A 25,076-nucleotide genomic window follows, 5' to 3' on the forward strand; every position below is an offset into this window, starting at 1 on the left:
AGCGATGATCGATTGCGAAGGTCTAGTGAAAATTTACAAGACAGACGATCTAGAGGTCGTTGCCCTACAAGGCTTGAACCTAAAAGTAAACGAAGGCGAGCTAATGGCTATCATCGGCAACAGCGGCAGCGGGAAATCGACGCTTCTGAATACGTTGGGCGGTCTTGACCGCCCTTCAGCCGGCCAGGTGCATGTAGGTCCTTGGGATCTTCTGAAGATTTCCGAAGAGGATCTAGTGAAATACAAGAGGGAGACGGTAGGATTTATTTGGCAAAATAATGCCAGAAACCTGCTGCCTTATCTTACTGCCCTCGAAAATGTAGAAATGCCGATGATGCTCTCGGGGAAGGTTGATCGCGCATATGCGAAGCAGCTGCTTGAATGGGTTGGCTTGAAGGAGCGAATGCATAACAAGCTCCATCAATTGTCAGGCGGTGAGCAGCAAAGGGTTGCCATTGCCATATCACTGTCGAATCGCCCGAAGCTTCTGCTTGCGGATGAGCCGACTGGTTCGGTTGATACGGCTACCTCCGATTTGATAATGGGTATTTTCCGCAGGTTGAATCGCGAAATCGGTATTACCATCGTCATTGTAACGCATGACTTGACGCTTGCAGGCAAGGTAGACCGAGTGGTTGCCATTCGCGATGGCTTGACGAGCACCGAGTTTATTAAACGCAATCCGAATATTAATCTTGATGGAGGTGAGGCAGAGCTTCCAGCTGTTAGCAGCGGACTGCAGTCTGTGCATGAAGCCTATGTCGTGGTAGATCGCGTTGGACGTTTACAAGTGCCTAAGGAATATTTATCTGCTCTTAATATTAAAGACAAAGCAACGATGGAATTTGACGGCGAGCGGATTATTATTACTCCGCCTAAATCACTAGGGGGTTAAAACCAAATGAATAATAAAAGATTGTCAGGCAAGCGAATTCGCAAATTTACTTTAGTATCGTTAACACTTACCTTGCTTATTGGCCTGCTTGCAGCGTGCAGCAGCGGCTCAGACAGCTCAACAGAAAAACGGGTTTTACGTATTGGCGTGCTTTATGGCGGTGCGGATAATGAGCCGTATTTCCGTCAGCAATACACGGATATGTATGAAATGTCTCATCCTAACATTGAGTTCCAAATCGTAGGCGCAATCAACTATGATGATCAACGCTTTGAACAGCAAGATCCTGCAAAGCCAACAAAGCAGCCAGATCCGTATGAAAAAATGAAAGAAATGCTTACTGGATCAAATCCAGTCGATGTTGTTGTTCTGGATTACAATATGCTTCGTCGGATGACACAAGACAACTTGTTGCAACCGCTGGATCCATTAGTAGCACAAGATAAATTCGACTTGTCGGATTATGTTCCAACTGTTGTTGAAGGCATAAAAGCTGCTGGTGACGGCGGATTGTATGCATTGACGCCAACCTTCAACTCTTCTGCACTTTACTACAACAAAAAAATGTTTACTGATGCTGGTGTAACTCCTCCGACAAACAAAATGGAGTGGACTGAAGTTCTTAACTTGGCACGTCAAGTGGCAAAAGGTGAAGGCGTGGACCGTAAATTTGGATTCTCCTTCAATCGCTGGTCCAATGACGGCTTTAGCAATGCGCAGTCTTATAGCCAAGCATTGCAGCTGAAAATGTGGGATGACAAAGGCGAGAAAATGCTCGTCAATAGCGATCAGTGGGAAAATGTATGGAGCACTGTTGCATCACTGTATCAAGAAGAAGTGATTCCTACACAAGAATTTATGAATAAAATGTATGAGAAGCAAAACGCTGAAGGCGGCAATGACCCATTCTATGGTGATTTGTTCATCAAAGGCAAAATTGCGATGACGATCGGTGATTATGGTTATATTAATGAGCTTAAGAGAGCTTCGGACAACGCTTCGAAAATTAAAGATTTTGAAGCTGTTGATTGGGACGTTGTGACAGTTCCCGTTTCTCCAAGCGATCCAGAAGTGGGCAGCAGTATTTCATTGAGCCAGTTGATGGGTATTAACAACAAAGCTCAAAACGATAAAGACGCTTGGGATTTCATCAAGTTCTCCAACAGCAAGGAATGGGCTAAGCTGAAATCGAGAAGTCTATATGAAATGGTTGCACGTAAGGAATTTTTGACGCCAATCGGCGGTTTGCAATACAATATTGACGCATTTACTTCACTTAAACCAATGCCAGCTGTAGATAATGACAAAATCTTCCGTGAGAAACCAGGCGTATGGGAAGCTCAACAACCTGGCTATGAATTGTTCCAGGCCGTAATCGAGAAGAAAAAATCTGCTCGTGAAGCGCTAGCTGAGTGGGAAACACGCGGAAATGCGGTTTTGGAAAAAATTAAAAACAATCCAACTGGAGAAGGCAACGGCGGCGGAGTCGAAATTATGCCGATGCCAAGATAATTTGAAATAAGAAAGAAGCCCGTAATCGACCTCTGCGTCGTTTGCGGGCTTTTTCCTTAATATTTGTCTAACCTCGTAATAGAAAGGACTGGTAAGCGGTCCAAGAGCCGTTCTCGGTCTGATACATCAGATGTATGCGATCAATTCTCGAAGTAAGATCAATGGACTGCATGCGCAGATTTCCGAATAAATCATGCAGCTCATCAGCTGAGATTTCTTGCCCTATCGTGACATGTGGCGTGTAAACATATTTGGGCTCGACAATGGCCAGCGGACCGCTGCATACGCTCTCCTGGAGCTTCTGCATGGAAACGGTGTCTTCAAGCGCTAAATAGAGCACATGACTTACAGGAAAAAAAGTAGATACACGGTTCAAATGGATAGAGAAAGCAGGCAGCTTAGATGTTGTTTGCTCTAAATGAGCGACTGCAAGCTGCAATTCATCGTCTGACCAATCTTCTGCGTATCGTACTGTCAAATGAGCAGGTACAGCTGTGTAATGCGGATCATGGCGTCTTCGCCAGCTATTAGCGAAGTCCTGTACATGCTTTTCGGGGAAAACAACAATTCCATATAACATGGTCTTCAGCTCCTTCGAAATGACCTATTTTGAGTATACCCCATTTGCATGTATGATCCCAATTTTGGGGTATTCTAATGTATACAGCCTTTATTGGAGTGATAAGCATCAGCTACTCCAATAAGATAGCGGAGGGATGACATGAGATGGGTATATTGGGTTCGCCTATATGAAACCAAATTTCAAGCGGGTTGTTTGGTTAGGAGAATGGAGAATGACGGTTGGATGTACGGCTATGAAACTCCGCATGAGGTAGAGGTATTTCGATCCCGAAAAGGGCGATACGGCGTGAGGTTTATACCATAAAAAATAAAAAGAAAATAAATTAGAATATTTTGCTTGACTTAAAACACACCTATATAGTATATTATTTTATGTCGCCAATTCAACTGGCTTTGCTCAAATGGATATACGTCGCGGGGTGGAGCAGCCCGGTAGCTCGTCGGGCTCATAACCCGAAGGCCGCAGGTTCAAATCCTGCCCCCGCAACCAACCTTTCGATGAATACGTTGAAATATACGTTTTTCGAGGGCCCTTAGCTCAGTTGGTTAGAGCGGTCGGCTCATAACCGATTGGTCGGGGGTTCGAGTCCCTCAGGGCCCACCATAAGCAAAACCTTTACAACATGCCGGGGTGGCGGAACTGGCAGACGCACAGGACTTAAAATCCTGCGATGGGTGACCATCGTACGGGTTCGATTCCCGTCCTCGGCATACCTCGAAGACATTGACGAGTCAATGATTTTCACGAAGTACATAAGATGTACGCACGATAAAAGAACCTCTTTTCTAGAATCTGACTTGTCAGTTCTGAGGAAAGGAGGTTTTTTTATTGTTAGGTACTTAATATCTAGCAATTTAATTTAATATGTTAATTTCTAAAGCTGTTAAGTAAATTATAGGCTGGCAGTAATTAATTTATAGCAGCTTGTCTCGCAGCATTATGGGCTAACCTATGGAGTGTATTGTTTTTCTTGTGCTTGCTTATGTATTTTATTTGTATGTGAACGTTGGGATACATATTATTTAAATGATGTAGAACTGCCAATATTTCATCTCTAGCTTCTTTATAATGTGAATGAGAAAAATAATCTTTTGATAAAATGTTTGCGATTTGACTGCAATCAGTATAGATAATAGCGAACTTCGGCTCATACTCCGTCAGCGCACTTGCAAGTATTTCAAGACTGTAACGAACAGCAAGCAGTTCACCGTAATTGGAACCATCAATATGTTCCATCAGAATTTTTTTGGCAGTAATGCGTATCGTTCTATTGAAGACAAAGCAACAAGCTGCTCCATGATTATTTTGCGCAACGAAACCGGAGTAATCACAATACAAACAAATCATACTCTTGTTCACAATGTTTTGTCTTAAACGGGGATTGGCATATGCTCTTTTTATTAGCAATTCTGTTGTAGTATCCACAAAATCGATCCTCCAGATTGTATTCCTTCTTTCATTATTTTAATCATCGTCAAAAAAGAGATGGGTTAGTCTTCAAATGGGATAGCTTCGAAATATTTTTTACTTTAAGGATAGGCGAATGGATTAAGGTATACATCGGAGCTGATAAGCGTAAGTTTTAATAGGAATGTGTCTGAATAAGGGAGTAACATTAATGATGTAATACTGGAGGGGACTCGGCATGAATGCAGGTTTTTGGATTCGATTAGGAGCTTCGTTGCTGGATGGCATTATTATTGGCATTCCATTAGCCATTATTTCATTATTATTTACAGGAGGAAATGAAGGTAGAGATTATTTTACAGATGTGGTCTCATTCCTTTACTCGTTACTTGTACCGGTATTTTGGAGCGGCTATACCATTGGGAAAAGGATATGCGGCGTACAGATTAGAAAACTGGATGGCTCACCTCCAGGAATAGGCACCATGTTATTGCGTAATGTTGTCGGTGGACTCGTTTATGGATTAACATTAGGTATTGCTGTGATCGTCAGCGCCTTTATGGTCGGTTTGCGCGAGGACAAAAGAGCGATTCATGATTTTATAGCAGGAACAGAAGTGGTGCATTCTGATTAGACTGTCTTATGAGCTCGTTGCGATATTATGCAGCGAGCTTTTTTATTATACTTTTGGCATTTGCCACGATATTTAATGAGGGAACATTTTTGCTTTCTCTATTTTGAATGAAGTAAACTAAGAGTTGTATTGAAATACATGAGCGATAAGGGAAGTAGGTGGATGATTGATGCAGCACAAGAACGAGGAGACTTCACTTAAGCTAAGCGCGCGTCGACTCTATGCGGAGATATTCTCTTTAAAGGACACGCTTTACAATGATCTTCTACATCGGTTTAAGGATGATGTATCACTCACAGAAAAAGCGGAGCAGTGGAAAACCGGCATAATGGCAGCCGCGATCTCTACAGCGCTCTACAGCTCTTCTCTGGGAGGAAACAAGGAGTTTCCTTATGTCTATTCCTATTTGAAAATAAAGCTTAAAACGTATCATTCTGAAGGGGAAGCAGCGATAGAGGACTGTATGTCTGTCATTTCAGGCCTATTAAATGAAGCTGATTACGAGCCTGATTCATATTCCGAAGGAATCGCTTTATGGCTTTATTTTAGTATTCAAGGAAAAGAGTCGTTTGTAGAAGAAGAGACGGTTCCATATTTGCTTACTGGACAATATATTAATCAAGTTTTTTATAATTGGTTCGATAAGCAGAGCTAATAAAGGCTGCTTATTCAAAAACGATTGCGTTTGAAGGGGATATTAATGTTTATGAATACGTTAGCAAATGATTGGGCGCAGAAATTGCAGAGTGAGCTTGAAGCGCCTTATATGCAAGAGCTTTTTGTCATATTGGCAGAAAAATATAAAACGACCACGGTTTATCCGGAAGCAGAAAATATATACAATGCACTTCATCATACATCCTATGAGCAGACGAAAGTGGTCATTTTAGGACAAGACCCCTATCATGGACCAAAGCAGGCGCATGGGCTTAGCTTCTCCGTGCAGCCAGGATTAAAGGTACCTCCTTCGCTAAAAAACATTTACAAAGAGCTGGAGTCGGATGTAGGGGCCACTGTGCCTGACCATGGAAGCTTGCTTTCATGGGCTAAGCAAGGAGTGCTGCTTCTAAATACAGTGCTTACGGTGGAGGATGGCAATCCTAATTCTCATCAAGGGATAGGGTGGGAGCAATTTACCGATCAAATTATTGCCGCTCTAAACGATAGGGAGAAGCCAGTGGTATTTATACTTTGGGGCAAGAATGCAGAAGCGAAAGCGAAGCATATTAATGGGGACAAGCATCATTTAATTATTTCACCGCATCCAAGCCCATTTGCAGCGCGCAAAGGTTTTTTTGGAAGCAAACCATTCTCCAGGACAAATCGTTTCCTAGAATCGATTGGAAGCGAGCCGATTGACTGGTCGATTCCGATGCTGAATGAGCTTGAAAGCAAATAAAAAAAAGACTTCTCAACTGTCTGATGGTTATAAGACAGGTAGAGAAGTCTTTCTTGTTTTAATTGATGATGATCGCTTTGCCTGTTGACGATTCACTCGATCCCATAGATTGCGAGGATTGGGTGAGTACTGGCTTTAGCTTAGCATCAATATAAGTGGAGGCGGATACATCTGTAATAACTTGAGGATACATTTTATCAGGATCAGGCATGACCAATTCTACATTGATGAAAGCTTGATCACCTTCGAAAGCAATAGAGGTAATACGGAAACCATAACCGGGATGTCCTACTTGTGTGCTTACGGTTACTTTATTGATTTGCGGGTTTACCGCCTCAATGGAAAGCTTCAGGTCGAGGCTCGGTTGCTCAGGCTTAGTTGGAATCGGAACCGTCTCCTTTACAAATGTAATGGCGTCATATAGCCAGCCTGCTGCTTCACCGCGGAAAATAGCTTTTTTAGGATAAAACTTGTTCGCACTATCCAATGTGACGATTTTGCTTATGAGAAGCTTTTGAATGCTGTCCATGTAGGTTTTGTTCACATCAGCCGCATCTTCCAACTGCATGAAAATTTCAATAAAGGCGTAATCGCCTTTCGTCATCATAGCTTTAAACAAATGATGAGCAAATTGCTCGCGGGTCATGATGTCGTTAGCTTTGACCGATTTTGGAATTTCTAGACCATTAATACTCGCGATGATAAAAGCTTGCGAATACCAAGCGTTATCTTTTATGTTTGTAAAATAGTCGCTTGCTTTAGGTTCTTTAATGAAGCGGATATGGTTGATATTAATATCTAGCCCTTTAACGATCAAAGAAACGCCTTCGGCATAAGTGAGCTTGCCTTTAGGATTAAACTTGTCATGTTTATCTCCGCTTATTATGCCCATCTTCTTAAGCTCGTTAATTTTATGCTCGTTTACGTCATTTTTAACGTCCTTGAATGCCCATACGGATTGTCCAAGAGTGAAGAGCATCATTGCAACCAGTGTCATTGTCAGTATCAATCGTCTTTTCATACGGTCACCTCTTCTTTTATTTGCTGCAGCACTTACTTGACGTCGTTAAAAGACAAATTGTTGCAATTATTATACAATCATTATGACCGATTCCACTTTTGTGGAGACATCTTGATAAGAGTGGAGAGTCAGAAAAATCTGTAAAGAAATATGTTGACTTGGCGTCTTGCAGCTGATATATTATTAATTGTCGCTAACATGATCTGGTAGCTCAGCTGGGAGAGCACTATCTTGACAGGGTAGGGGTCACAGGTTCGAACCCTGTTCAGATCATACAAACAAAAAACCCGCAAACCCTTATAATATATGGGATTGCGGGTTTTTCCTTTCTCGAATAACTCAATCATCATCACGTGGTTTTGACTGTGATACGAATTTGATACGTAAGAATTCCAAATAAAAGGCTGACCGACACGAATATCAAACTTTGGATTTCTGCTTATTCTTGTTAAGCTGCATCAGGTTCCTTTGATGAGAGGTGATTCCAATGAATCAACAAAATCCAATTTATTTTCTCATACAAGTTATACTCCCGTTGGCTTTGGTCTTTCTATCCATCTACATCTATACGAATAGGATGACCAAAACGACACATTTTGTTTGTCCGTTGTGTCGCAGTCGTTTTAAATTATCAAAAGTAGGCTTTGCATCGGCACTAAAGACGGGAGTATTTAATGAGCGAATCGTAACTTGTCCTGTTTGCGGCTATAAAGGCAGGATGCCCATTTTAAAGGATTAGGAGTTTTAACTTGGAATAAGAACAGGGTAGGGGTCACAGGTTCGAACCCATGTAGATCTACATAACTTAAACTTCGGAAGCCTTGATAATCAAGGCTTTTTTTGTTTAATGATCGCTACAGTACTTACGTTGTGGTAAGTAGGTGAACGAAAAGTGCATACTTCCGCAATGCGGCGATGCGATCTATACTCTAGTTCAGAAACAAATACCGCTCAAGGAGGGCAATACATTGAAAACACTCGTTATTATTACACATCCAAACATGGAAGCATCCATCGTCAATAAACGCTGGGCGGAGGAGCTTCGTAAATATCCCGACAAATATACGGTTCACGATCTGCACAGAGCCTATCCCGACGGAAAAATCGACGTGGAAAAGGAACAACAGTTGATTGAAGCGCATAGCCATTTAGTTTTGCAGTTCCCTGTTTACTGGTTCAGTTCTCCACCGCTGCTTAAACAATGGCTTGATGAGGTGCTGACTTACGGGTGGGCATACGGGTCAAAGGGCGATAAATTAAGAAATCGAAAAACCGCTCTAGCTGTAACCGCCGGTGGAAGGGAAAAAGACTTTACCGAGGAAGGGAAACTCCGTTACGGACTTGACCAACTCCTATCTCCCTTTGACACGACATTTTTATATTGCGGCGCCGATTATCGTTCCTTCTATGCCTTCTATGGCGCAGAATACGAGACCGAAGGAGATCCAGATTACTTAAGGAAATTAGATATTAGCGCGCAGTGTTATGTTGATTTTATTGATCGTCTTTAATTAGTGGTGAAAAGAAAAGCAGCATTTCCATCCATGGAAATGCTGCTTTTCTTCTTGAGTGTTTATATCGAAAGCGGAATTGTTGCCGCCTGCGCGGCTGGTATGCCGTTTTTTTCTCCCCATTGGCACATGATATCCAGTACCGGAATTATCGTTTGCCCCAACTCGGTCAAGGAATACTCAACTTTGGGAGGGATTTGTGGGAATTCCTCGCGGCTGACAATGCCGTCTGTCTCCAACTCTTTTAACATCACGCTTAATGTTTTAAAGGATATAGTGCCGATTCTCCGTTGCAGCTCATTGAACCGCATGACCTTGTTTTCGGAGAGCCAGTACAATATGGTCATTTTATATTTGCCGCCAATAACAGACAATGTGTAGCCGAAGCCAGTGTCTTTGGGTTGAATGCCAGATGGTATACAGTTTTCAACCTGCATGGGCTGTTATCCTCCTTTTGAAATATTCGACGAAAAAGGCAGGTGCTGCCGTGTCTCTATGCTAAGAATTCGCTTTCTCTGTAATTGACAATTCACTGAAAAATCAACCTGGGAGCTATAGACTTACTATACCATTTCGAAATGATTAGTTCAAAACACTCAGGCAGTAAAAAGGTGCTTGATATAGCAAATGAGAAACTTCATGTACTACCATCTCATAGATATTAAATAGAGCTAATATTAAAAGTATTTTTTAGCAATCTATTATAAGTATCAATTATTTGAAAAAGAATTGACGTTGTATGACAAATTTTTCTAAGACAACCCTTAGAATCTGTGGTAATATGTAGAAAATTGTTGAAAGGGGAAAAATTGATGAAAAAAGTTCAAATCTTTACATTACTCGCACTCCTATTGCTAGTTTTATCAGCATGCGGGGGATCAGAAACCAATAATGCAGCCAAATCATCGAATAACAATCAAGCAAGCACGGTGGATGGCAAGGAGACTGAGGCTACTGAAACACCCAAAGAAACGGAAACTCCGCCTACGGAGGAACCGAAAGAAGCATCCTTCAAGCCAGGTGATAAATTCAAATTAGGCACTTGGGAAATTACCCTTGAATCATTTGAGTTTAATCAAAAAGTGAGTAGTGATATGTTTTCCTCAAGCGCTGATGAAGGCAATAAATTTATTGTATTAAATTATAATGTTACCAATAATGGCAAAGAGGCAAATGATTTTACTGCAATGATAAATGGTATTCGAATGAAAGCTATCTTTAAAGGCGAGTATGAATATGATTACACTGTAACTATGATCGATGGAGACTTGAGTCAAAATAGTATTAAACCATTAGCGAGCAAAAAAGGTTTTGTTGTAATCGAAGTTCCAGACTCGGTTGCTAGTTCCAATGAAAGTCTTGTAATTAAGCTTGAAGATGATGGGGAAAAAGCTCAAATCGTTTTAAAATAGTAGAAACAAGCACCCATTATTATGGGTGTTTTTTTTATCCCGAAAAAACTAACTTTAATCGCGGCAGTTGATTGTTCCATTCTTTTAAGAGAGAGCTGCGCCGAACATGGCAAGGTAAAGTAGTTAATTAGAGGAAGCAGGCGGGAAAATCAAAACAGGGAGGTCGAATAGCGTCGTGGCAGTTAGGATCGTGAGCCTTATGAGGTGAAGAGGAGAATGCTGCAAAATCTTGATAAGGTAGGTGCACGTTCAGAACCCTTGCATAGCAAGGGTCCCTTTTATTTTATCTCCACAATCAAACCTCCAAAACGTAATTTCATATTCGTTCATGCCATATAAGAAAACCTCTTCATACGAAAGGGCTAATTTGAATGATTGGCTAAACATCCGGAATATTGATTTAAGAGATAATCCAGTTCTTGGCTAATTTTGAGAACAGCTTGATCTGTAAAATTATTGCACGCGCCAAATATCTCGACCATTTCAGCTCGTAATTCTTCAATTCTTTGTTGATAAAAGCAGATGTTCATCATAATCCCTCCAACTTTTCATTTGTTAAATTAAGGATAAACGAAGGTTGTTAGAATTTTTTAACAATGAGATTAGGATAATGTTAGTTTTCTGAACAATCTCAAAGAAGTAGGCCTTCGTATTAGATTAACTAAACATATCCGTTTCATTTGAAACAGTTTCAAGATGGAAAACCCCCAGTAGCGATTCATGCCTTTGGGGGTTCAGGGTTCAGTTTAAACTTGTATATCGATGCTTTGGCCTAAATGAGGTTGTGCTTGTTTCATCATTTGAACCATATCCTGCGCTTGCTGCGTAGCTTGTTCCTTAGCTAAAGACATGACTCGGATGCTCGCTGCAAGTGCTAAGCTGTTCTGATTCATCGCAATTGATGCTGCTGCTATATCCATAATACACCTCCTTATACCATTATCGGCAAAAACGATCAACTTCTTTACAATAAATCGTTGCTCGCTGGAACTGCTCTGATATGCTGCTTAAAGCTATTTCATGCGACCTAATTGTGGATTTAATTTAAACAATACTAAAGGCACGATTAACAGCATACGATGATAGAAAGCGCGCAGGAGGCGGTTGCTGTTGGCAGCAGAGTATGCCTATTTAGCCATTTGGCTATTGGGGATGTTTGGAATTATCGGCATTGTTATTGGTTCTGTAGCAAATTTCGCAATACATGATTCCTTGTCGCATGACGAGCAGTTTGTTTGGAGAAGGAAACTTCCAGCTGACGCGATCAAAAGAAAATAAAAACAAAAATCCAGCGTTCGCTCCTCATGCGATAGCGCTGGATTTTTTTTGTAAGGTGATGGTGCATAATTATTGCACACGCAAGGCATGATATAAATTGGCTGTACATTCTTATAAGTTGAGAGGGGCTAACAAAGATGAGTCACGAGGTTGGCGGACAAGATACTAGGGAGCAAATTGTTGCCGTACAAAAAGATGGAGACGGTGATCTTACCGCATTCAAAACGAATAGCGGCCGAGTGCTTGACTATGCAACGGCACTTCAAGAGGTACAAGCAGGGCATATTGCAGGGGTAAATGCCTTTAAGGGAAAAGATGGCGACATCTATATCCGAGGCGACGCAGATGGTGATCCAACAAACAATTTGGATCAGCTGCCAATGTTCTAAATGAAATGTTAACAACATTAATAAAAAGGCGCCGCATTTCTTAGATGTCGGCGCCTTTTTTGTATTTAGTTGATCTCATAGCTTTCATGCTGCCTAACGATTCGCATATGGCCGGTTAGACCTTCATATTGCTCTATGGTGTCCCCGTAATGCATAAGCCATATTTTACTTTGAATAGATTCAGGAAGGCTTAGAAGCTCCTCCAGGCTTGCGTGAACAACAGCTGGCGCTTCAAGCTGGCAATCATGGTAAATAGTCGTTACGCCATCATCAACTAATTGCTGAAGCAGCTCTGGATCAAATCGCATGTCGGCAGAGTAGAAGAAGCTGTTGTTGAAAATAAAGGAATAGCTTGGCTTATTAGGAATATGCTTCGTTTGCAGCAATTTAACAGTCAAACCAGGATGAATCTCAAATTCGTTATTTGGCTGAATCGGATGGACCTCGAAAAAATCCTCAAGCTTGGTTAAAGGATCCTGCGTTAAACCTCCGCGAAGCGTTTGCTCCCAGAGCGGTTCAACTAACGACTCTGCTATGTATAGGACAGGCTTTCGATTATATTTAAACATCATTTGAAAAGCGTATTCTTCTAATCCACCTACATGGTCTCCATGAATGTGGCTTATGAGAACAGCATCCAGGTCAGAGAAGGCAAGTCCTTGTTGATGTAAAGCCTTCGGTAAAGTGATTCCGCAGTCTACGAGCAATCGGAAGCCATTCACTTCAATAATAGCGTTATTATTATCGTATTTTTTGGCAAAGGCACTGCCTGTCCCAATCATTTTTATTTTCATGAATCACACCTCCTCAGCTTTCTATATTGTTTAATGTACCAAATTTAAAATATATCTGACAAATAAAGATGCACATTCGCCCCTGTCTACATACAATGCTAAAGCGATACGTACAGTGGAGGCGAACAAGTGATGAGCAAAGGAAAAGGCAAAGTTGTAAAGAAGAAACAGCCGGCAAGCGATCGGAAACAGTATAATTATAAACTTGTACTTTCGGATACCTGTGCAGTATGTAAAACACCGTGTACAAGAGGGATGGCATACCTCGCAAGAATGAAAAACCCTGGCACAGTAGGCAAAGGTGTTCCTTGCATTTTAACAAGAACGTATGGGTAATTATTATTTCCACTTTTATATTTCCCAGGCAAGCGCAGGTTTCAACAGCATTTGACAATAATGGTTAAGTTGTAGTATGGGATTAAAAATGTTTCATAAATCGCGCAACTTTGCTCGGGTTGACGAGTATAACCTTTCATCCAGGCTATCGGATGGAGGGCTTACAACTATGAAAATCAGAAAAATCGTTATTCTGCTTCTGCTGCTATCTCTTTGGGGTGGATCGATGATGTTCGCAGACTCGGCTATACAGAAGGTTCGCGTTCTCATTAACGGAGATGATCAGGATGACGGTGGAATAATGACCGATGGCAAAACTTATTTGCCGCTTCGTCAATTAGCCACATCTATGCAGGCCATTGTGGAATGGGACAATCAAACGAAAAAAGCGACCGTTTATAAGCCTAACGTGCATATGTTTCTGTTCCAAAATAATGCGGTATTCGGAAACGTAGCAAAAGGCTATCAAGCGAAGTTTAAAGTGTTTGCCCAAATCGATAATTTGATGACGGACATTGTAGCCGTCAAGGTTTCTATTTTCGATCCGAATGGTAAAGAGAAAGTGATTCAAACGGAAAGTGTCAAAACATCAAAAGATAATTTCTGGTTCGCTACAGAAGATATCTCATATAAATTCGAATCTAGCGGGAAATATCCGATTCGTTTTTACCTTAAGCTTAAGGGCTCAGATGAGTGGACTGTTGTTTCAGAAAAACTAATTTCTTCTTTGTAGTAATCAAATGGTCTACCTAAGGCGCTCCTTTTCTTCATAGGGGCGTCTTCGTTTGACCGTTGATAGAGTGTCATGTTAATATACGATAGTCTGTAAACATTATTGAAATGGGGTAATAACATGAGCGAACATCAGCATGGCGATGATTGCGGCTGTGGTGAAGACCACGAGCATGAAGAGCATGTCTTTATCGTGACTGACGACGAGGGCCAGGAACGTGAAATGGTCATGGTTTATACGTTTGAATCCGAAAGCCAAGTTTACGCTGTATTGCTGGATCGCAACGATCCAGAAGCGGACGGCGTTATCTTCCGTATTGAAGAAGAAAACGATGAGTCCTTCCTAGTAGGCATCGAAGATGATGCGGAATGGGATCGCGTAACAGCGATTTACGAAGAAATTGCTCGTACGGAAAGTGAAGAGAACTAGTTCTCTTAAGCTTTAACGAGCTAGTACTAAAAAAACGATCTGCGAGTTTCGCTTGCGGATCGTTTTTTTTTATTAACTTATTTGCGTGGATTAAAATAAATCGTTCTTCCATTAAACATGGTCAGCTCTGCCTTCAACTGCTTAGCTACATATTTGCATAGTTCATTTGCTTTCGATTTGTCTCCGTGCGTAGCTTCCTCTGGTAACACGACTTGAACGCAAGGGACGTTTTGGCCTGCTGCGCTTGCCGTTTCGCCGGGTCCAAAGATGATATGCTTATAAAGGTGGTTAATACCCTTTAAATAAAACCAACGATCATCATCCTTCGATTCGATCGTATAAGGAAATGCGGCTTCGGCATAGTCCCAATCCAATTGCGAGCCGGTAAGACTTGTTTGTTCCCGGTAACCTATAAGTTCGTTCTTAATTTCTTGCAGCGTCAGTTTCTCCACGGATGATCCTTGCACAAATTTGATATAAGCGCTTTGACTCATCGCATCTCACCTCTGCCAACATCATAGCATGCTCGAAATAGGTTGACAATAAGTGGTATTCTGTAAAAATAATTAGAAAAAAACCGACCTCAGGATTTCTATAAGATTCCTGTAGATCGGTTTTATTTTTTATTATGAAATGGCTGTTTCTTCAACGATTACTTTAACGAATTCGATGCTGCGATCTTCCGGCCCTTTGACAGGCAATCCGACTTGGACATGATCTACGATATAATCGATATTTTTTTGGGTAATGACTTCGCCAGGCAGCAGAATCGGGATGCCTGGCGGGTATACATAAATGAATTCAGCGATGATTCGGCCAGCTGACTCTTTGAACGGAAGAACTTCTGTCTCACCGTAGAAAGCATCACGAGGCGTTAAGGACAGCTGTGGAATATCCGGAATTTTGACGACTAATTCACGTGCTTCAGCGCCTTCATGGAAATGTTCAGACAATCCGCGCAGGGCAGTTAACAATTTAGACACGGAATCAGAGGTATCACCAGGCGTAACTAAGCAAAGAATGTTATACATATCGCTCATTTCAATTTCCACATTATAGTTGTCGCGAAGCCAGTTCTCCGTTTCATATCCAGTGATGCCAAGGTGGCGAACATGAACGGAAACTTTAGTTGGATCGAAATCATAAGTAGCCTCATCGCCGAGAATTTCTTCTCCGAAGCAATATAGACCTGGGATTTCATTGATTTGTTTGCGTGCGGTTTGAGCAAGCTCAATCGCGCGCTCAGCGATAGCATGTCCGTTCAATGCAAGGTTGCGTCTAGACGTATCAAGCGAGCCTAACAAAATATACGAAGTCGACGTTGTGGTAAGCATGCTGATAACGGTTTGAATACGATGCGGGTTAACTCTTCCTTTGCGCACATTAAGAACCGAGCTTTGCGTCATAGAACCGCCGAGCTTATGAACACTTGTCGCAGCCATATCCGCGCCTGCTTGCATCGCTGACATTGGCAGCTTCTCATGGAAATGAATGAGTACGCCATGTGCTTCATCCACGAGAACAGGGATATCAAAGCTATGAACGAGATCAACGATCTCCTTAAGATTGGCACAAATACCGAAATAGGTAGGGTTGATGACAAGCACGGCCTTTGCATCCGGATGACGCTCAAGCGCTTTACGGACGGAGCGGGTCGTTATGCCATGATCAATACCTAGCGTATTGTCACGGGCTGGCGAGATGAATACTGGTCTGGCACCTGCAAAAATAATAGCGGCCATAATGGATTTGTGAACATTACGAGGCACGATAATTTTGTCCCCCGGGGCACATACGGTCAAAATCATCGTCATAATTGCGCCGCTTGTTCCTTGTACAGAGAAATAAGTATAGTCTGCTCCGAAAGCGTCAGCAGCTAGCTTCTGCGCTTCCTCAATAACGCCGGTTGGCTGATGCAGGTCATCAAGCGGTGCTATATTGATTAAATCGATCGACAACGCGTTATCGCCGATAAATTCGCGAAATTCGGAATCGCTGCCTAATCCCTTTTTATGTCCGGGAATATGAAACTGAACGGGATCCTGCTCCGCATGCTTACGAAGCGCGGTGAAGAGCGGGGTTAAATTGTGATCCATCGCTTTCATCCCTGCCTTTCTTTAAAGTTTACAAACAAAGTTGAGTATAGCAAATACAGGGGGGAATGCAAGCTTCATTTTTGAGATAGGTGCATCATTTTCAATTTGTTCTTCAATTGTTCATACATGTGTGATAAATGGATATGGTAACATAGGTTGGTGGAGGGGTTGTATTATGAAAGATAAACGAATGCTAATTGTAATGGCTACTTTAATGACAACATTTATAGGGTTCGGCATTATCATCCCGGTTATGCCAGAAATTATTCAAGCCGCAGATCCGAGCAAAGCGGAACTCCATACAGGTTGGATGCTTGCTGTTTATTCTGCTGTTTCCTTTTTCTTATCACCATTTTGGGGAAGCTTGTCCGACCGTATCGGCAGACGGCCAATTATTTTAATAGGGATTCTTGGTTTTGCCGCAAGTTTTTTGTTATTTGGTTTATCGTCAGGAAACTTAACGCTCATGTACCTCTCAAGGGTGCTGGGTGGCTTGTTCTCGGGGGCAGTCGCTTCCGTTATTGTAGCGTATGTCGCTGATATTACATCGCCTGAGGAAAGAACGAAGGGGATGGGACTCGTTGGGATGTCCATCGGTCTAGGCTTTACGATCGGACCTGGCGTTGGAGGTTTGTTAAGCGTGATCTCACTGGAAACGCCATTTTATGCAGCATCAGCGCTAGCACTGTTAACGTTCATCTTGGCTGCATCAAAGCTTAAGGAATCACTAACGCCTGAGCAGCGGAGCAGCCAATCAGAGAAGCGTGTATCACGCTGGGCTGCATTTACAGGACCGCTTAAATATTTGTATGTGTTAGCCTTTTTTGTAACATTTACTCTCGCTGGAATGGAAGCGACCCTGCAGTTTTTTGGCATGCGGCGTTTTGATGTGACTCCATTTCAGGTCGGAATATTATTTTTTGTTTGCGGCTTTGTGGGAGCACTCGTTCAAGGCGGAGTTGTGCGACGGAGAATTAAGACAGGCGAGGAGCCGAAATATATTGCGATCGGACTTGTCATCTCAGCACTTGGGTTTTTTATGCTTCTAGGCGCACATTCCCTTTGGTGGGCTACGTTGTCACTTGCTGTATTCGGAATCGGCAATGCCTTAATTAGGCCATGTGTCACCTCGCTCATCACTCAGAAAACGACTGTTGGCAAAGGGGTAGCATCCGGTCTAAGCTCTTCGATGGACAGTTTGGGGCGAATTGCCGGCCCGCTGCTCGGTTCATTTTTCTTCACGATAGAAATGGGACTGCCATACTTGCTCGGCGGCATACTATGTCTAGCTGCACTGCTGCTATTGTTTCGTTTCCGTCAAATGGATAAAAATGGAATTGGAGAAAAAGAAGTTAATGCTGCAAAATAAACAAAAAACAAGCCGGTTCCTCATCTTGCGATGGGCGACCGGCTTGTTTTCTTTTGGAGCTTAAGGGGCAAGCCCTTTTATAATAAAAGTAATAGTCGCCTCTTTTTCTAAGTCATCATCCCAGTCATTCATCTCTGTTTTTCCGATGAACGTACGGCTTAGTACATAACCTATTAAGGACGAGGCGATTAATCGAATGACAGTAAGGGGTGCCCAATTAACGATTACGCCTTGCTGCTGAAATTGCGTAATACTAATACTGAATTTTTGTACCACTTTTGAGAGGATGAGTTTCTGGAATTGATCGAGCAGTTCGGGATGAAAGGGAATTTCTTGAACAAAAATTTTCAACACCTGAATATGACGCTCAACAAATGTAATGCGATTTTCTATAATTGCGCGCAGCATAAGGTCAAATGTATCAAAACGGCTCTCGAGAACCTTATAGAAATCGCGAAGTACAAATGGAGCGATTAACTTTGCCATAACAGGCGCTACAATAGAGAAAAGCAAATCTTTTTTGGTTTTATAATGACGAAAAATCGTTCCTTCTGCCACTCCGGCTCGCTGGGCGATTTCACTTGTAGAAGAGGCGGCAAAGCCCTTCTCAGCAAATATTTCGGAGGCAGCCTGCACGATTTTCAATTGTTTTTCCGTCATTTTTTCTTCTTCATTATCTAGTTGCAATAGCTTCTGCAGCCATTGATCCACCGGTTCTGACATGCAAGACACTCCTTCGCGTTAACCCATTCCTTTGATTATACCAGTTGTTCTATTGTCTACATACGGCGGTGCTTCTTCAGAGCCAGTACATTCAATACTGCAAACAATAAGGAAAATCCCACCAACACATATACATTTACCTGAAAATCACCCCAGCTCTCTCCGCGTATCATTATTCCCTGCATAGCATCTGCGCCATAGTAAAGAGGCATTAGGTAGCTTAGCTTTTGCAGCCAGGGGTTCATGGCATCAAGGTTAAACAACCCGGAGAAGAAGGCTTGCGGAACGATGACAATAGGAATGAACTGTATGATCTGAAATTCACTGCTTGCAAAAGAAGACAACAGTGTTCCTAGTGTTAACGCTGTTAATGATAATAACAAATTTATGACCAGCATATACAAAATGCTGCCCTCCATGTACATCCCAAGAACTTGAACGGAATACCAGGCGATCAAGCAGGCTTGAATTAGGGTGAAAATACCGAAACCAGCTAAATAACCGACTACGATTTCGCTTCGTCTAATTGGCGTAGCTAATAAGCGTTCCAAAGTACCGCTCGTTCGCTCTCGCAGGAAGGAGACGCCTGCAAGTAAGAAAACAAAGAAAAACGAGAAGAAGCCTATTAAGACAGGCCCAAAGGAGTCGAATGGAGCCATGTCAGGACCGCCGTGCAAGTAAGAAATAGCTGGGGCGGCTTTATCTAAGCCTTGTTGCATCACGCTTTGAATAAGCAATACTACTGCACGATTGATGGAGGGATCGCTGCCCTCAAGCGTTAGTTTAGGCATGCCGCCGCTCGCTTCCAATATCGCGTCGAGCTTGCCGTCCTGTAAAGCAGCTTGAGCAGCAGCACTTTCATCATAAAGTGTGATTTCAGTATCAAGCTGCTCAAACTTTTCTGTTAAAGCTGCAGGCACATTAACCATTCCGATTGCTGGAGAGACAGCTTGCCCATCAAAAACTAATTTCATTAAAGTTAAGATGAGCAGGGGAGCGAGAAATAACAAGGCAAGCGTTCGTTTATCACGCAAAAATTGATTAATAATTCGTATGGCGAGCGCACGTATTCTCATTGTTCAGCTCCTTTGCTTTGACCAAGCGCAATGAACGCCTCTTCGAGTGTGGCGCAGCCTGCTTGCTGCTTAAGTGCTTCAGGCGTATCGATGGCTGTAAGTTTACCGCTTCGTATGAGCCCTAACCGATCACATTTCTCTGCCTCGTCCATGACATGGGTCGTTATAATAATGGTCACGCCTTGTTTGCTCAGAGCGGATAGCTCTTTCCAGATCGATTGGCGTAAAACAGGATCAATGCCAACGGTTGGTTCATCGAGTACGAGAAGCTCAGGCTCATGCAATAGCGCAATAGCAAGCGAAAGCCGGCGTTTCATACCGCCAGAATAAGCAGCCGTTTGCTTCTGAAGATGATCGGTTAGCGCAACAAGCTTGGAGACCGTTTGAATCCTTTCTTGCAGAATTGCTCCCTTTAATCCAAACATGGCCCCAAAAAACGCTAAGTTTTGCTTGCCAGTCAATTCACTATACAAAGCGTCTGATTGAGCCATATATCCAAAGGCTTGCAGCATTTTCAACTGCGGCATGGGCTCGCCAAGCATGCGGACCGTTCCGGCATCTGCCCTGTCTATTCCAGTCATGACCTTGATCAACGTTGTTTTTCCCGAGCCTGAAGGACCTAATAAACCAAATAGTTCACCTCGCGGAATAGAAAGTGTAATGCCATCAAGAACGGAACGATCCCCAAATGAACGGTTAATGTCTTGCAGTTCTACGGCGAAGGTTGTTTCAGCTAATATTGCTGGACTGTTAGTCATCATCGATCACACTCCACTTTCTCAAATGAGTAATCACTCCCCCAATTATATACAGAGAATGCCTAAAATAAAAGTGAGTACTTACTCATTTTTCTTCCAGACTGTCCACATCCTCAGTCTCTGGTCGTAGATGAATCAAGACTAAAGCCGAGAACCAATTACCTTCTCTGGACGTTTTTGGTAATCATTCTTTCCCTCTATGATTAGAAAAGACAAAAAAAAGAAATCCGTAATCGGAGAAGGAGTCGGAAACAAATGAGTAAATTGACGGAATGGTCGTTCCGAAATAAGGCGGCTATTATACTGATCGTCATTATGGCTTTAGTGATGGGGGTAATCAGCTATTTGAGGCTTCCGATGGAGTTTCTGCCTGCTGCAGATAATCCACAGGTCATGGTCACGGCAATAGGGCCGGGGAATGACGCGAAGACGATGGAGCAGATGGTCACAAATCCATTGGAAGAAGCTGTAACGCTCGTTAAAGGAAAAACAGATATGTTCTCTACATCAGGTGATGGTTATGCTCAAATCAGCTTGAATTTCAATTCGAAGACGAATATGAAGGAAGCGAAGACCGAAATCGAGCAATTGGTCGCTCAGGTACAGCTTCCGGCAAATGTAATGAAGCCTTTCGTCTTGCAATTGAATACTTCAATGATTCCAATCTCATGGGTGACGTTGACCTTTGATGAAGGATTATCTGAGCAGCAAAAAGACGCAAAGCTGAAAGAAGTAACGGCGGAACTTAAAAAGACCGAGGGTGCGGGCGAGGTTAGCATTAGCGGCAAATCGTCGCCATCGGTTCATGTCGTACCCAATACGGAGAAGCTTGCACAGGCAGGAATTCCAGTACAAGCGTTAATGGGCGTGCTTCAAGGCAGGGGAGCGTCGGTTTCACTCGGTGAACGCACGCTCGATGGCGCAGATGGCAATATTAACGTGTACGATCAAGTATCTGATGTGGAAACACTGCGCAAGCTTCCTGTTGCAGCAGGTGTGAAGCTTGGGGATGTTGCAGCGGTTGAGCTCGCCAAAGACCAAGAAAGCATAAGCCGTATGAACGGCAAAGATGCGATTATGTTCACAATATCTAAATCAGCAGATGCGAATGCTGTGAATGTAGGCAAAGCAATTAAAGAAACGATTGATCGTTTAAATGCAGATGTGGAAGGAATCGATGCTTCTATCATTTTGAGCACATCTGATTCGGTCGTATCTTCTGTTAATAGTATGCTGAGAGAGGTTTTGCTTGGCGCATTGTTCGCAACCATTGTCATTTTATTGTTCATGCGCAACTTTAAAGCAACGCTCGTGACGATTGTTTCGATTCCGTTATCGCTCGGCATAACGCTGTATCTGCTCCAGCTCTCTGGTGTATCACTTAACATTATTACACTTGGAGGCGTAGCCGTCGCGGTTGGAAGGCTGGTCGATGATAGTATCGTCGTTATTGAAAATATTTATAGAAGGCTGCAGAAGGAGTCCTTCTCTATTAAGCTAATTACGGATGCAACGAAGGAAGTGGCTTCGGCCATTACCTCTTCAACGCTCGTTACAGTTGCAGTATTTTTGCCAATGGGCCTTCTGCGTGGTTCATTGCAAGCATTTCTTCTGCCATTCGCGCTGACAGTCGCTTACTCATTGCTCGCTTCTCTACTTGTAGCGCTGACAGTTGTACCTCTTTTAAGTGCAATATTGCTTCGCGGCACAAAGGAGAAGGAGCATGCGGTTTCTCCAAAATTCGCTTCCTTCATTCGTTGGAATCTTGCTCACAAATTAGTGCCGTTAATCATTGCGGTATTGCTGTTTGCAGGATCGATCGGCGCTTATATGTTCATGCCAAAAGGAGCGCTTGATTCCTCGAGTGCGGGGAATTTAAATGTGGCACTGCAATATCCGAGCGATACGCCGGCGGATCAAGTACTCGAAGCAGGGAAGAAATTCGAATCCTATCTAACTGCAAATCCAGATATTGAATGGGTCATGATGATGCTTGGCAATAGTGCAGATGCGGCTAAGTATGGCTCGGTGACTTCACCAACGCTCATTACTTATATGGTAGATTTGAAGGAAGGCGTTGACGCAGAGCTCTTGATGGATAATATTAAGACTCAGAAGGATAATTATAAGGACGCAACCTTGACGGTTGATGCGGCCGATCTAATTATGGGCGGCGGATCATCGCAAATTTACATCGATGTCTCTGGTGAGAACTTGGAGCAGCTCTCTACAACCGCAGACCAGTTGATCGCAGCGATTAAACCTATCGACGGTGTGCTCAAGGTCGAGAGCAATCAAGAGGAGAAAAAGTCGGTTTATTCCTTCCATGTTGATCCTACCCTAGCCAAAGGCCAAGAGGTAGCCATGCAGCTGCAAAGCATGCTTAATCCATTGCCGATAGGATCGATCCAGCAAGAAGGCAGTGAAATTCCGGTTATTATGCTGCCTGTTTTAAACCCAGATTCAAAGGCAGAACTAGAAAAATTAACTGTAATGACAGAGTCTGGTCCAACAGCGATGTCGAAGGTAGCGGAGTTGGTTCGGACCGAGGAGCCATCCTTGTACTACCATAAAGAAGGCAAAACGTATATCCGTGTCACAGCGAGCGCCGAACCAAAAGAACTATCGGTCGTCGGCGATGAAATATCAAAAGCAACAAAGGATCTCAAGCTTCCTGATGGCGTCAGCCTTGCAGTAGGCGGAGCGTCGGCTGACCAATCGAGCGACTTTGCAGATTTGGGCTTAACAGCGATTATCTCCATCGGTATTGTGTATCTGATCATGGTGTTAACGTTCAAGACGCTTCGTGCTCCGCTGGCGATTATGATCTCCTTGCCGCTTGCAGCAATCGGCGCAGTAACAGGCTTGCTCGTATCAGGCGTAACGCCGGATTTCACAGCCATGTTCGGAGCGCTGATGCTTATCGGAATTGTCGTCACGAATGCTATCGTATTAATTGATCGTGTGAAGCAAAACGAGCTGACGATGCCGATTCGTGAAGCGTTGATTGAAGCGGCTACGACACGGATGCGTCCAATCGTAATGACTGCGGTGGCGACGGTGTCCGCGATGCTGCCACTCGTATTCGGTTCGCATGAATCGGGCAGCATCGTCTCCCAAAGCTTAGCGATCGTCGTAATTGGTGGGCTAGTTGCGGCTACGCTGCTCACGCTAATTATCGTTCCTTGTGTCTATGAGCTGCTATTTTTCCGTACTTCACGCAAGCAGCGTCGCAATATGGCTTCCTCCGCACATGCGGAAGCCGCTGCATCACAGCAAGTGTAACTAAACGATAAAAGGCAGTACTTTTAGGTCAGAATGGACCTAAAGGTACTGCCTTTTTTGAATAGATATTAAATCCATTCTTATACATTAGCCATATGGTATAACGGCATAAGCGTTTTATAAGTGGAGGAAGTAAGCTCAAGCAGCGCATCGCCGTCTTTGAGAATCGGATCGTTCGCTTGCACATGACGGCCGATAAGCAGTTCCGCTTTCTGAACATCACGGAAACGAACGAGCGCATTTTTCCAGTCTTGTTTTGTCATCGTACTGACAGCGGTGGACTCTTTTTTCATATGATCAAGTGAAAGTACATAATCCTTAGGTACATTTGCAATGACTTCATCAATTTGGTTCAGGAAGGCGGTTGCGATATTGGATTTATGCGGAACCTCGTAAATGAGTGCAAACCACATAAATAGATGATCATCAAACAATCCAAGCTGAAAATGCGGATGTGCCTTGTAGCCGCGTTTGCTAGCGCAAATGGCGAGCCAAGTATCCTTTGGCGGATTCACTTTACGACGAGCATGCCTTGCAACATGCAAGTACATTTCATTGCCGGCGTGAACAGCTGCATCGACGCTGAGCTGCTCACCGATCGCTCGGAATTTCGGCTGAATCTGATTTTGAATAGCAGCCATACGCTCCTCAAGTCCTTGAAGCGCAAAAACATCGAAGTCGGCTTGTGTAAAGCCAACAAGCGGGGTAGAAGTAGTCTGTGTTGTCATTAGATTAATCTCCTTCAATCAAACAATTATTGGTGCAATAATTTCAAATAAAAGATGGCGATTTGCGTTCGGTCTCGAAGCTCGAGTTTATTAAGTATTTCAGTAATATAATTTTTAATTGTACCTTCGCTTAAGAAAAGGGTAGCGGCAATTTCCTTATTGGATTGACCGTCCGCAATCAGACGGACAATTTGCACCTCAGCTTGCGTAAGACCGGAAATCATTACTGATTTGGCTGAGTCGGCTCGCGGCGTCTCCAGCATCCCAGCCAATTTACGGGCGATGTCGGGATGGATCAGCACGGAACCCTCATGAACAGTCTTTATGCCGCTTATAATACGGCTTGGCGGTACATTTTTGAGCAAATAGCCATTGGCCCCGTTTCGGATGGCTTGCGCTATGTATTCGTCATCATCAAAGGTCGTCAAAATAAGCACGGCAGGTGGGGGATCAAGTGCGCGAAGCAGCTTCGTTCCTTCCACACCATCGCAGAGCGGCATCCGAATATCCATTAGCACGACATCGACGGGATGTTGACGGACAAATTGTTCGGCCTCCAGACCGTTTGCACAAACGCCAGCGACATGCAATTCGTTATCCAATCCTAAAATAACGTTCATGCTCTCTCGTATAAAAGGATCATCATCCACTATCAGCACCTGAATCATTTACTCAAATCTCTCCATTTCTAAAAAGAGCAGAATCGTC

Annotated in this window: 29 protein-coding genes and 4 tRNA genes; 19 read left to right on the forward strand and 14 right to left on the reverse strand. The window is 43.1% G+C overall.

From position 1 onward, the window contains the following. Positions 1-4 precede the first annotated feature (4 nt). On the forward strand, positions 5-895 hold the full coding sequence (locus AC0VYE_RS14610; protein WP_076268354.1) for an ABC transporter ATP-binding protein: 891 nt from the start codon (positions 5-7) through the stop codon (positions 893-895). A 6-nt stretch (positions 896-901) separates the two neighbouring features. Further along, entirely contained in the window at positions 902-2,407 is a 1,506-nt protein-coding gene (locus AC0VYE_RS14615; protein WP_076268193.1) for an ABC transporter substrate-binding protein, read from the forward strand. Between the two features lie 67 nt (positions 2,408-2,474). Here the strand turns inward: AC0VYE_RS14615 and AC0VYE_RS14620 are convergent, their stop codons facing one another. After that, the gene (locus tag AC0VYE_RS14620) at positions 2,475-2,987 is read right to left on the reverse strand and encodes a 2'-5' RNA ligase family protein (protein WP_076268194.1); all 513 of its coding nucleotides are present in this window, start codon (positions 2,985-2,987) and stop codon (positions 2,475-2,477) included. A gap of 415 nt (positions 2,988-3,402) precedes the next feature. On the opposite strand from AC0VYE_RS14620, the gene AC0VYE_RS14625 reads away from it, so the two are divergent. The 3 genes from AC0VYE_RS14625 (at position 3,403) to AC0VYE_RS14635 (ending at position 3,700) form a co-directional block, all read left to right on the forward strand. After that, a tRNA-Met gene (locus AC0VYE_RS14625) sits at positions 3,403-3,479 on the forward strand. A 37-nt stretch (positions 3,480-3,516) separates the two neighbouring features. Beyond that, positions 3,517-3,593: transfer RNA gene (locus AC0VYE_RS14630), tRNA-Ile, on the forward strand. Positions 3,594-3,614: 21 nt separating this feature from the next. Next, positions 3,615-3,700 (forward strand) — tRNA-Leu (locus AC0VYE_RS14635). A gap of 199 nt (positions 3,701-3,899) precedes the next feature. On the opposite strand, the gene AC0VYE_RS14640 is transcribed toward AC0VYE_RS14635, so the two are convergent. After that, complete coding sequence (locus AC0VYE_RS14640) at positions 3,900-4,415, reverse strand: RNase H family protein (protein ID WP_475448845.1); 516 nt, start codon at positions 4,413-4,415, stop codon at positions 3,900-3,902. Between the two features lie 220 nt (positions 4,416-4,635). Here AC0VYE_RS14640 and AC0VYE_RS14645 point away from each other — a divergent pair, with 220 nt between their 5' ends. The 3 genes from AC0VYE_RS14645 (at position 4,636) to AC0VYE_RS14655 (ending at position 6,430) form a co-directional block, all read left to right on the forward strand. Further along, on the forward strand, positions 4,636-5,031 hold the full coding sequence (locus AC0VYE_RS14645; protein ID WP_339208756.1) for an RDD family protein: 396 nt from the start codon (positions 4,636-4,638) through the stop codon (positions 5,029-5,031). Between the two features lie 169 nt (positions 5,032-5,200). Beyond that, positions 5,201-5,686, forward strand: coding sequence for a hypothetical protein (locus AC0VYE_RS14650; protein WP_475448847.1), 486 nt, complete (start codon positions 5,201-5,203; stop codon positions 5,684-5,686). A 51-nt stretch (positions 5,687-5,737) separates the two neighbouring features. After that, positions 5,738-6,430: a uracil-DNA glycosylase gene (locus tag AC0VYE_RS14655; RefSeq protein ID WP_475448849.1), complete on the forward strand. Its 693-nt coding sequence runs from the start codon at positions 5,738-5,740 to the stop codon at positions 6,428-6,430. A 58-nt stretch (positions 6,431-6,488) separates the two neighbouring features. On the opposite strand, the gene AC0VYE_RS14660 is transcribed toward AC0VYE_RS14655, so the two are convergent. Continuing rightward, on the reverse strand, positions 6,489-7,451 hold the full coding sequence (locus AC0VYE_RS14660) for an S-layer homology domain-containing protein (protein ID WP_475448851.1): 963 nt from the start codon (positions 7,449-7,451) through the stop codon (positions 6,489-6,491). A gap of 200 nt (positions 7,452-7,651) precedes the next feature. Between AC0VYE_RS14660 and AC0VYE_RS14665 the strand changes: the two genes are divergently transcribed. The 3 genes from AC0VYE_RS14665 (at position 7,652) to AC0VYE_RS14675 (ending at position 8,962) form a co-directional block, all read left to right on the forward strand. Beyond that, positions 7,652-7,724 (forward strand) — tRNA-Val (locus AC0VYE_RS14665). Positions 7,725-7,938: 214 nt separating this feature from the next. After that, the gene (locus AC0VYE_RS14670; RefSeq protein ID WP_475448853.1) at positions 7,939-8,190 is read left to right on the forward strand and encodes a hypothetical protein; all 252 of its coding nucleotides are present in this window, start codon (positions 7,939-7,941) and stop codon (positions 8,188-8,190) included. A gap of 229 nt (positions 8,191-8,419) precedes the next feature. Next, entirely contained in the window at positions 8,420-8,962 is a 543-nt protein-coding gene (locus AC0VYE_RS14675) for an NAD(P)H-dependent oxidoreductase (RefSeq protein ID WP_475448855.1), read from the forward strand. 62 nt (positions 8,963-9,024) lie between these two features. On the opposite strand, the gene AC0VYE_RS14680 is transcribed toward AC0VYE_RS14675, so the two are convergent. Further along, complete coding sequence (locus AC0VYE_RS14680) at positions 9,025-9,399, reverse strand: winged helix-turn-helix transcriptional regulator (RefSeq protein ID WP_076268200.1); 375 nt, start codon at positions 9,397-9,399, stop codon at positions 9,025-9,027. A 375-nt stretch (positions 9,400-9,774) separates the two neighbouring features. Between AC0VYE_RS14680 and AC0VYE_RS14685 the strand changes: the two genes are divergently transcribed. Then, positions 9,775-10,374 carry a DUF4352 domain-containing protein gene (locus AC0VYE_RS14685; RefSeq protein ID WP_475448857.1) on the forward strand — a complete coding sequence of 200 codons (600 nt, stop codon included), beginning with the start codon at positions 9,775-9,777 and terminating at the stop codon, positions 10,372-10,374. A gap of 362 nt (positions 10,375-10,736) precedes the next feature. Here AC0VYE_RS14685 and AC0VYE_RS14690 read toward each other — a convergent pair whose 3' ends face one another. After that, positions 10,737-10,907, reverse strand: a complete 171-nt coding sequence (locus tag AC0VYE_RS14690) for an aspartyl-phosphate phosphatase Spo0E family protein (RefSeq protein ID WP_083681967.1) — start codon at positions 10,905-10,907, stop codon at positions 10,737-10,739. Between the two features lie 213 nt (positions 10,908-11,120). Next, complete coding sequence (locus AC0VYE_RS14695; protein ID WP_076268202.1) at positions 11,121-11,294, reverse strand: YjfB family protein; 174 nt, start codon at positions 11,292-11,294, stop codon at positions 11,121-11,123. Between the two features lie 190 nt (positions 11,295-11,484). Here AC0VYE_RS14695 and AC0VYE_RS14700 point away from each other — a divergent pair, with 190 nt between their 5' ends. Continuing rightward, entirely contained in the window at positions 11,485-11,652 is a 168-nt protein-coding gene (locus AC0VYE_RS14700; RefSeq protein WP_179089803.1) for a hypothetical protein, read from the forward strand. A 137-nt stretch (positions 11,653-11,789) separates the two neighbouring features. Next, entirely contained in the window at positions 11,790-12,041 is a 252-nt protein-coding gene (locus AC0VYE_RS14705) for a DUF3892 domain-containing protein (protein ID WP_076268203.1), read from the forward strand. A 65-nt stretch (positions 12,042-12,106) separates the two neighbouring features. On the opposite strand, the gene AC0VYE_RS14710 is transcribed toward AC0VYE_RS14705, so the two are convergent. After that, positions 12,107-12,835, reverse strand: a complete 729-nt coding sequence (locus tag AC0VYE_RS14710; RefSeq protein WP_475448860.1) for an MBL fold metallo-hydrolase — start codon at positions 12,833-12,835, stop codon at positions 12,107-12,109. 132 nt (positions 12,836-12,967) lie between these two features. On the opposite strand from AC0VYE_RS14710, the gene AC0VYE_RS14715 reads away from it, so the two are divergent. The 3 genes from AC0VYE_RS14715 to AC0VYE_RS14725 all read left to right on the forward strand — a co-directional run bounded on the left by AC0VYE_RS14715 (position 12,968) and on the right by AC0VYE_RS14725 (position 14,333). After that, positions 12,968-13,171: a hypothetical protein gene (locus tag AC0VYE_RS14715; RefSeq protein ID WP_076268205.1), complete on the forward strand. Its 204-nt coding sequence runs from the start codon at positions 12,968-12,970 to the stop codon at positions 13,169-13,171. A gap of 169 nt (positions 13,172-13,340) precedes the next feature. Continuing rightward, a complete protein-coding gene (locus AC0VYE_RS14720) occupies positions 13,341-13,904 on the forward strand; it encodes a stalk domain-containing protein (RefSeq protein WP_076268206.1) in 564 nt (187 codons plus the stop codon). A 120-nt stretch (positions 13,905-14,024) separates the two neighbouring features. Then, positions 14,025-14,333: a DUF1292 domain-containing protein gene (locus AC0VYE_RS14725; RefSeq protein WP_076268207.1), complete on the forward strand. Its 309-nt coding sequence runs from the start codon at positions 14,025-14,027 to the stop codon at positions 14,331-14,333. 77 nt (positions 14,334-14,410) lie between these two features. On the opposite strand, the gene AC0VYE_RS14730 is transcribed toward AC0VYE_RS14725, so the two are convergent. Both AC0VYE_RS14730 and AC0VYE_RS14735 read right to left on the reverse strand, forming a co-directional pair. Beyond that, a complete protein-coding gene (locus tag AC0VYE_RS14730) occupies positions 14,411-14,827 on the reverse strand; it encodes a DUF1885 family protein (protein WP_475448862.1) in 417 nt (138 codons plus the stop codon). 132 nt (positions 14,828-14,959) lie between these two features. Continuing rightward, positions 14,960-16,429: an aminotransferase class I/II-fold pyridoxal phosphate-dependent enzyme gene (locus tag AC0VYE_RS14735; protein WP_076268209.1), complete on the reverse strand. Its 1,470-nt coding sequence runs from the start codon at positions 16,427-16,429 to the stop codon at positions 14,960-14,962. Positions 16,430-16,604: 175 nt separating this feature from the next. Here AC0VYE_RS14735 and AC0VYE_RS14740 point away from each other — a divergent pair, with 175 nt between their 5' ends. Continuing rightward, positions 16,605-17,798: an MFS transporter gene (locus AC0VYE_RS14740; protein WP_475448864.1), complete on the forward strand. Its 1,194-nt coding sequence runs from the start codon at positions 16,605-16,607 to the stop codon at positions 17,796-17,798. Between the two features lie 60 nt (positions 17,799-17,858). Here the strand turns inward: AC0VYE_RS14740 and AC0VYE_RS14745 are convergent, their stop codons facing one another. Genes AC0VYE_RS14745 through AC0VYE_RS14755 form a run of 3 tightly spaced genes read right to left on the reverse strand, consistent with a single transcriptional unit; the run spans position 17,859 to position 20,358 of the window. Continuing rightward, the gene (locus tag AC0VYE_RS14745; RefSeq protein WP_475448866.1) at positions 17,859-18,521 is read right to left on the reverse strand and encodes a TetR/AcrR family transcriptional regulator; all 663 of its coding nucleotides are present in this window, start codon (positions 18,519-18,521) and stop codon (positions 17,859-17,861) included. A gap of 56 nt (positions 18,522-18,577) precedes the next feature. Continuing rightward, positions 18,578-19,597, reverse strand: a complete 1,020-nt coding sequence (locus AC0VYE_RS14750) for an ABC transporter permease (RefSeq protein WP_475448868.1) — start codon at positions 19,595-19,597, stop codon at positions 18,578-18,580. Continuing rightward, the gene (locus AC0VYE_RS14755) at positions 19,594-20,358 is read right to left on the reverse strand and encodes an ABC transporter ATP-binding protein (RefSeq protein WP_475448871.1); all 765 of its coding nucleotides are present in this window, start codon (positions 20,356-20,358) and stop codon (positions 19,594-19,596) included. Before AC0VYE_RS14755 ends, AC0VYE_RS14750 begins: the two co-directional genes overlap by 4 nt. A 252-nt stretch (positions 20,359-20,610) precedes the next feature. Between AC0VYE_RS14755 and AC0VYE_RS14760 the strand changes: the two genes are divergently transcribed. Then, on the forward strand, positions 20,611-23,640 hold the full coding sequence (locus AC0VYE_RS14760) for an efflux RND transporter permease subunit (protein WP_475448872.1): 3,030 nt from the start codon (positions 20,611-20,613) through the stop codon (positions 23,638-23,640). A gap of 80 nt (positions 23,641-23,720) precedes the next feature. Here AC0VYE_RS14760 and AC0VYE_RS14765 read toward each other — a convergent pair whose 3' ends face one another. Then, positions 23,721-24,368, reverse strand: a complete 648-nt coding sequence (locus AC0VYE_RS14765) for a DUF1054 domain-containing protein (protein WP_475448874.1) — start codon at positions 24,366-24,368, stop codon at positions 23,721-23,723. 26 nt (positions 24,369-24,394) lie between these two features. After that, the gene (locus AC0VYE_RS14770; RefSeq protein WP_475448876.1) at positions 24,395-25,036 is read right to left on the reverse strand and encodes a response regulator transcription factor; all 642 of its coding nucleotides are present in this window, start codon (positions 25,034-25,036) and stop codon (positions 24,395-24,397) included. Between the last annotated feature and the right edge of the window lie 40 nt (positions 25,037-25,076).

The organism is Pristimantibacillus sp. Z349TD_6 (assembly GCF_056173205.1).

What these genes read in the sequence shown, in the direction of transcription:
- AC0VYE_RS14610 (WP_076268354.1), top strand. Translation starts at nt 5, where the DNA reads ATGATCGATTGCGAAGGTCTAGTGAAAATTTACAAGACAGACGATCTA.
- AC0VYE_RS14615 (WP_076268193.1), top strand. Translation starts at nt 902, where the DNA reads ATGAATAATAAAAGATTGTCAGGCAAGCGAATTCGCAAATTTACTTTA.
- AC0VYE_RS14620 (WP_076268194.1), bottom strand. Translation starts at nt 2,987, where the DNA reads ATGTTATATGGAATTGTTGTTTTCCCCGAAAAGCATGTACAGGACTTC.
- AC0VYE_RS14645 (WP_339208756.1), top strand. Translation starts at nt 4,636, where the DNA reads ATGAATGCAGGTTTTTGGATTCGATTAGGAGCTTCGTTGCTGGATGGC.
- AC0VYE_RS14650 (WP_475448847.1), top strand. Translation starts at nt 5,201, where the DNA reads ATGCAGCACAAGAACGAGGAGACTTCACTTAAGCTAAGCGCGCGTCGA.
- AC0VYE_RS14655 (WP_475448849.1), top strand. Translation starts at nt 5,738, where the DNA reads ATGAATACGTTAGCAAATGATTGGGCGCAGAAATTGCAGAGTGAGCTT.
- AC0VYE_RS14660 (WP_475448851.1), bottom strand. Translation starts at nt 7,451, where the DNA reads ATGAAAAGACGATTGATACTGACAATGACACTGGTTGCAATGATGCTC.
- AC0VYE_RS14670 (WP_475448853.1), top strand. Translation starts at nt 7,939, where the DNA reads ATGAATCAACAAAATCCAATTTATTTTCTCATACAAGTTATACTCCCG.
- AC0VYE_RS14680 (WP_076268200.1), bottom strand. Translation starts at nt 9,399, where the DNA reads ATGCAGGTTGAAAACTGTATACCATCTGGCATTCAACCCAAAGACACT.
- AC0VYE_RS14685 (WP_475448857.1), top strand. Translation starts at nt 9,775, where the DNA reads ATGAAAAAAGTTCAAATCTTTACATTACTCGCACTCCTATTGCTAGTT.
- AC0VYE_RS14690 (WP_083681967.1), bottom strand. Translation starts at nt 10,907, where the DNA reads ATGATGAACATCTGCTTTTATCAACAAAGAATTGAAGAATTACGAGCT.
- AC0VYE_RS14695 (WP_076268202.1), bottom strand. Translation starts at nt 11,294, where the DNA reads ATGGATATAGCAGCAGCATCAATTGCGATGAATCAGAACAGCTTAGCA.
- AC0VYE_RS14705 (WP_076268203.1), top strand. Translation starts at nt 11,790, where the DNA reads ATGAGTCACGAGGTTGGCGGACAAGATACTAGGGAGCAAATTGTTGCC.
- AC0VYE_RS14710 (WP_475448860.1), bottom strand. Translation starts at nt 12,835, where the DNA reads ATGAAAATAAAAATGATTGGGACAGGCAGTGCCTTTGCCAAAAAATAC.
- AC0VYE_RS14715 (WP_076268205.1), top strand. Translation starts at nt 12,968, where the DNA reads ATGAGCAAAGGAAAAGGCAAAGTTGTAAAGAAGAAACAGCCGGCAAGC.
- AC0VYE_RS14720 (WP_076268206.1), top strand. Translation starts at nt 13,341, where the DNA reads ATGAAAATCAGAAAAATCGTTATTCTGCTTCTGCTGCTATCTCTTTGG.
- AC0VYE_RS14725 (WP_076268207.1), top strand. Translation starts at nt 14,025, where the DNA reads ATGAGCGAACATCAGCATGGCGATGATTGCGGCTGTGGTGAAGACCAC.
- AC0VYE_RS14730 (WP_475448862.1), bottom strand. Translation starts at nt 14,827, where the DNA reads ATGAGTCAAAGCGCTTATATCAAATTTGTGCAAGGATCATCCGTGGAG.
- AC0VYE_RS14735 (WP_076268209.1), bottom strand. Translation starts at nt 16,429, where the DNA reads ATGGATCACAATTTAACCCCGCTCTTCACCGCGCTTCGTAAGCATGCG.
- AC0VYE_RS14740 (WP_475448864.1), top strand. Translation starts at nt 16,605, where the DNA reads ATGAAAGATAAACGAATGCTAATTGTAATGGCTACTTTAATGACAACA.
- AC0VYE_RS14745 (WP_475448866.1), bottom strand. Translation starts at nt 18,521, where the DNA reads ATGTCAGAACCGGTGGATCAATGGCTGCAGAAGCTATTGCAACTAGAT.
- AC0VYE_RS14750 (WP_475448868.1), bottom strand. Translation starts at nt 19,597, where the DNA reads ATGAGAATACGTGCGCTCGCCATACGAATTATTAATCAATTTTTGCGT.
- AC0VYE_RS14755 (WP_475448871.1), bottom strand. Translation starts at nt 20,358, where the DNA reads ATGATGACTAACAGTCCAGCAATATTAGCTGAAACAACCTTCGCCGTA.
- AC0VYE_RS14760 (WP_475448872.1), top strand. Translation starts at nt 20,611, where the DNA reads ATGAGTAAATTGACGGAATGGTCGTTCCGAAATAAGGCGGCTATTATA.
- AC0VYE_RS14765 (WP_475448874.1), bottom strand. Translation starts at nt 24,368, where the DNA reads ATGACAACACAGACTACTTCTACCCCGCTTGTTGGCTTTACACAAGCC.
- AC0VYE_RS14770 (WP_475448876.1), bottom strand. Translation starts at nt 25,036, where the DNA reads ATGATTCAGGTGCTGATAGTGGATGATGATCCTTTTATACGAGAGAGC.